Origin of the sequence: Leptothoe sp. PORK10 BA2, from assembly GCF_034932105.1 — a bacterium.
GTDB lineage: Bacteria > Cyanobacteriota > Cyanobacteriia > Phormidesmidales > Phormidesmidaceae > Leptothoe.
In genome coordinates this window covers 1-5,621 of sequence record NZ_JAYGIG010000100.1, presented here as the reverse complement: position 1 = coordinate 5,621, position 5,621 = coordinate 1, and the positions used below count along the sequence as shown (strand labels likewise).

Below are 5,621 nucleotides of genomic sequence, written 5' to 3'. Positions count from 1 at the left end.
GGGTCAATCTAGCCCGACGAGATTCGACCTGGTCTCAGGCTTTTTATCTACAGCAGAAGCAAGCTGGTAAAAGTCATCAAAAGGCGATTCGGGCTTTGGCTTACAAATGGGGCAGGATTCTCTGGCGCTGTTGGCAAGATGGTAAACCCTATGATGAAGAAAAATACATAGCAGCTTTACGGCGCAAGAAGTCTCCACTAGTCAAGCTATTGGGCGTACAGCAAGACTCCAAACAACAAGTTGCTGCCGGATAATCTACAATTGAAATAGACTACAAACAACAACTCTGCAAAACAACATCGATTGCTTGAGAAATCTTTTAAAAGTGATCCTTGATTGTTCAGAGAAGACCACGCATCATTCAGAAAATTGGCATTTTTGATATTGAGACTTCTTACAGGCTCAGCGTCAAAACCGTTTCATCTGCCTAGAAAAGCACTGAAACTCTTTCAGAGAAAGGCTTTTAGTTTTCCCTATTGACCCCGTCGGCCTCAGGGACTATGTTATGCTGCCGTCTCTACATGTTTCGTTTTCTCAATTCTAGAGCCTTGTGAACTACTATTGAGGGCATGTTTCTAAGATTTCAAATACAAAGGAAGATTCAGTGATATGTTCAGAGAACTTGTGGTAAACCAAATAGCCTTGTTGCTAAATAGGATACGAAGATACTTCAGCCGTTTTGCAAGTAAAAAAGTCGAGCCAGCGAAACTACAGCAACTACAGACTGAATTACTGGAAGAATCTACCCTCAATCCAACATATTTAATTTTAATTATTAGCTCCTGTATTATCGCTACATTTGGTTTACTTTCCAACAGTGCGGCTGTCATTATCGGAGCTATGATTATTGCTCCTCTAATGTTACCAATCAGAGGTTTAGCTTTTGGAGCTTTAGAAGGGGATGTAATACTTTTTCGACAAGGGTTAATTTCAGTAGCAGTAGGAACTCTCTCAGCAGTCACTCTTGCTTGGCTGTTGGGTTCTGTGGTAGGCATTTCAACGTTTAGCAACGAAATTCTGGCTCGATCTAAACCAACTTTACTAGATCTTGGCATCGCTATTGCGGCTGGCAGCGTCAGTGGCTATGCCAAAGTGCAACCTAAAATCTCTACTAGTTTAGCAGGGACAGCGATCGCAGTTGCTTTAATGCCACCTATTTGTGTAATTGGTTTGGGATTAGCTAATGCGAGATGGATTCTTAGCTTAGGGGCATTGATACTTTACCTGACCAACTTGCTGGGAATTACGCTCTCTTGTATGGCGGCATTCCTGCTCACAGGCTACACCCCATTTACGCAAGCACGCAGAGCATTAGTGTGGACAACTATTTTGACAAGCGTTCTCCTGATTCCCCTCAGTGTAAGCTTTTTCGATTTGATCAGACAGAATCGGCTAGAAGCTAGTTTAAGACAAGCATTGCTAAATCGGACAATTACGTTTCAACGAGTAGACTTGGTAAAAATTGAGACGAATTGGCTGGTGGATCCACCCGAAGTACGATTAATGGTTCGTAGTCAGGAAGTAATCACGCCCAAACAGGTAGGACTTCTAGAAAATTTTATAGAAGAATCAATGCGTCAACCTTTTACATTGATTTTTGAAATCAGCCAAGTGGAGGAAGTGACACGAGAGGGCATTACAACACCTCACCAAAGGGAAAACTTACCATAATTTTTTTTACTTTGATCTGAGAGCAAATGAGATCAGAAACCACCCGAAAAACAGCGCATAGTTCTGGGATCTTAACAATCACGTCTCCACAGATAACCTTTCGCTGCTCCCTCACTGGCAACTTAAGGCGGCATAACGTTGCCCATCACCTGCCGCAGATAATCTCGAACACTCAACAGATAACCTTTTGGCGGTCGGGTGCATGGGCGTTGTTGTACTGCTTAGTGTGTTTAGCGAGAATGTTATTGAATTTAATACCATTGACTTGACTAATCTGTTTTTTGAAGACAACCATGCCTTTTACCGAAATTTAATTTCACTTATCCTTTCTTCAAGCATTACCTTTATTTGCTGGGCAGCAGTATTTTTAGGAAATACTCGTAATAAAAATTTCAGATCTTGGATAGCATATCGGATTTTGGTTTGGGTAGCACCCTGCTGGAGTCCAGATTGATAAAACTCTTGAGCGGTTGGCAAGTTGCCTGCAACCAGGTGATAGATTGCCAAATTAAATGTATTTTGGTGGTTGTTAGGCTTTTCGGTCTGTTCTTCCTGAGCTATTTGAATAGCTTTGCCCAAGTCTGCTTTAGCGGAATCAGCCTGATCACATATAAAGCAATTAACAGCGCGAAGATATAGATACCAATCGTTTTTTGGTTTCAGTTTAATAGCACAATTAAAGTCTTGAATTGCCTCTTGATGACGTTCCATGTATGTGTAAATGTAACCGCGATTTGAGATTGACCAGCCATCTTCAGGATCAATTTTAATGGCACGATTAAAGTCTTGCAGTGCCTCTTCATAGCGTTCCATTAACGTGTAGTTAAGACCACGTTGTGCGATTACCCAATTATCTTCAGGATTCAGTTTAATAGCACGATTGAGGTCTTGCAAGGCTTCATCATACTGCTCTATTAGAATATAAGTTCCACCGCGCCATGCAACCACACGATCATTTCGAGGATTCAGTTCAATCGCACGATTGAAGTCTTGCAATGCCTCTTCATAGCGTCCCATTGACGTATAGTTAAGACCACGTCGTGCGATCACCCAATCATCTTTAGGACTCAGTTCTATGGCACGATTGAAGTCTTGCAGTGCTTGTTCATAGCATCTCATTAAGCTGTAGGTAATGCCACGCTGTTCAAGTGCCGCAACGTATTTAGGATTAAGTTCAATAGCACGATTGAGGTTTAGTAATGCCTTGTTATATTCTTTCATTAGTCTATAACTTCTACCACACTGAAGGAAAACTTGAGAGTGGATCAGGTGTGGATAGCTATTGACTCTACTTTGAGCAAAAGATTGCCTCAATAGGTCGTGTACGAAGCGATAGCTACCGCCAGTGCGCTGAAGCAGTAGCCGCTCCGTCGCATAGTTTAGAAAACAAGCATAGTCCCAAGGAGTTGACTTCGTAAGATACAAACAAAAACGGACCAAAAAATGATTAATGCAAATATTTCCTCCTCCCCATAAAACCCACAGAAACAAAGCCATACATAAGGAAGTTAATATAGTGGAATCAGTATAAGATATTGAACACCTTGCTCTCCAAATCCCCACCACCATGGTATACATGGGGAAAAAACCTAATATGATTGGGACTACATTTCTTGATAAATTTTTAATTCCTTGATTTGGCATCGACAGAGCTTCAGCATTGAAAACAAAATCTTCAATATTAAATCCTTGCTCTACGAATCTAGTTAATTTATAAATTAGTATATTAACTTCAAAGGGAATTACTGCATCTCTCCAAGATGAAAGCTTATGCAATATCTCTCCTAGCTTAGAAGTTAATAGCGAGACTTTTTTGTCTCTCACGACTAATTTTGTGTATAGCCAGTCTTTACAAACATTGAACCCACGAATTAAGCCATACAAAGAACCGAACCCAAACCCAAACCAAAAGCGAAAACTTGACCCAGTCCGAATTGGATTGGTGAGGTTAAAGCATGACCCCCAAAAGTTTATAGTGAAAGTTAGTCCCCAAAAAACTGCCGCAAAAACAAAACTCCAAATAGTGATAGAAAAAACGGTAAATAGGATCTTTTGAAAGGGAGATGATAACCACGTTGTGTGAATTTGCTCAATCAAAAAATCAGTTTCCGAGTCTTGCAAAAGCTGTAATGCCAAAACTTCCAACCACTTCCGACTCTGTTTCTGACTAGGGGGCTTTCTGTTTCTACAGGCGCGACTTAGTATATCCTGCGTTAGCATATGTCGAATATAGGCATCTAACAGTACATTGAGCCTATCTTCCGCTGAGGTCGCCCGCTGCCACTGTATTGGCTCTAGCTCCCTGTAAGCGATTATCGCCATCGACAGCAACAATGGTCTACGAATCAACGCCAGCAAATTTTTATCGGTTACCAAGTTCTCTCCCAACTCATCCCGATTTGCCTCGGTCAAAAACGTTTGAATCTGTTCATCCGTCAAGTCTTGAAGATAAACGGCTCCATCTAGTTTCAGCTTTTCAGAATAAGTCTCATACGGTTCCCTCCGACAACAGACTGCTACTTGCCTGGGCCGCCAATCACAGTCCAACCACAAATTGATCGCACGCACGCAGTCCTCCTGATACTCTGGAGATACCTCATCCAGACCATCTAGAAAAGGTATCAAGCGTTTCTCCTTCAGCCATTGCTTAATCTGCTTTGGCGGAACGCCATATCTCTCTCGTACCTTACCAGTCAGCCAATTTGAGATCGACCAACCTGGCACTTGTTCAGAAGCGGAGCCTAAGAAATTTTGTTTGGCAATGCTAATCCGCCTAGAGGTTAATCTAGATACGATCGGTTGCCAATCGGAGAGATCGACGATGACGGGAATGCGCTGCTGTGGATCGTCTTCTGCCCTTTCCACGAGTTCCAGTGCCAAGTCCAGCAAACTCGTCGTCTTTCCCGCCCCTGGCTCACCTAAAATCAGTAACCGCCCTAAACATTGATCAAATACTTGCCCTATACCCGTTTCGGGTGGCAATAGTTGGCTCGACTGCGCGATCGCTACCTTCACCTCCATGCCCCAAGGGCGTACTTGCTGCGGTTGTGCCTCCTTTTGCAAATTTAGCTTCACAGCATGGTGTAATTGTCCTTCTAACCTTGACTCAACCCATCGCCTAACTGCCTCTAGCAGGTCTTTTTCAGCATCAGGTCGAACTGCCTCCTGAGAATTGAGCAGTACATTACCACCTACCCGCTCGATATTAATCTGGTCACGCCCTTGATTTCCATACTTTCGGTTGTCCCGCCGTCCCATATTTACGACCCACCAATTCTGGGATTTCCTTCAATTTTTTCAATATTGATTTGATCACGTCCGTAGTTTCTGTAATCTCGGTTAGAAGTAGTCTGGCTCTGAATGTTAATGATTTGCTGGGCAACCTGCCTTAGCTCCGTTGCAAAAATGACATCATCTGCCATTGCATCATCCAAGTACACTTCAAGCTTAGCCAGTGCCTCCGGAGAATAATCAGTCTCCACTGCCGCAATAGCTGTCTCTGCTTTGGCATTTCCCTTAAACTTAGCAGTAATTTTATCTCGCAGCCCTTTTGCTAAGGCAATCGCCCCACCCACAGTTTTCTTAGCTATTTCACCAGCCCCGGACTTGGCAAATTCCTGAAATGCAAGGTTGAGAATTGCACCTGCCGCGATCGTTGTTATTGGATCAGACATTATTATCAAGTCCTTAAAGCCTATATTTCGTTATTATCCTACAGCCTAGAAATATCAAAATGGCTTTTACCGAAATAACAAAGACTTTCCAGCAGGCTCGGATTTTCTCAATTCGGACAATGTCAATTACTTGGCGGGTCGTGCAGTACAACGTCAAGTTGAGCCGCCGTAAATAACCTTTGATTGCGACAGATAACCTCTCGGCGGTCGGCTCCAACGCAGTGTTAGGTTGCTCCGCAAGGCACTAGATATAGCGTAAGGCATTCTGCGGAAGCG

3 protein-coding genes and 1 pseudogene are annotated in these 5,621 nt (G+C 42.9%); 2 read left to right on the top strand and 2 right to left on the bottom strand.

Going from position 1 to position 5,621, the window contains the following annotated elements:
* Both VB741_RS14620 and VB741_RS14615 read left to right on the top strand, forming a co-directional pair.
* Positions 1-254 (top strand): annotated as a pseudogene (locus tag VB741_RS14620) (IS110 family transposase); the annotation flags it as partial.
* Between the two features lie 355 nt (positions 255-609).
* Positions 610-1,671, top strand: coding sequence for a DUF389 domain-containing protein (locus VB741_RS14615; protein ID WP_323365921.1), 1,062 nt, complete (start codon positions 610-612; stop codon positions 1,669-1,671).
* 300 nt (positions 1,672-1,971) lie between these two features.
* Here VB741_RS14615 and VB741_RS14610 read toward each other — a convergent pair whose 3' ends face one another.
* Both VB741_RS14610 and VB741_RS14605 read right to left on the bottom strand, forming a co-directional pair.
* Positions 1,972-4,929: a tetratricopeptide repeat protein gene (locus tag VB741_RS14610; RefSeq protein ID WP_323365920.1), complete on the bottom strand. Its 2,958-nt coding sequence runs from the start codon at positions 4,927-4,929 to the stop codon at positions 1,972-1,974.
* Between the two features lie 2 nt (positions 4,930-4,931).
* Positions 4,932-5,345 carry a hypothetical protein gene (locus tag VB741_RS14605; protein WP_323365919.1) on the bottom strand — a complete coding sequence of 138 codons (414 nt, stop codon included), beginning with the start codon at positions 5,343-5,345 and terminating at the stop codon, positions 4,932-4,934.
* Positions 5,346-5,621: the final 276 nt, after the last annotated feature.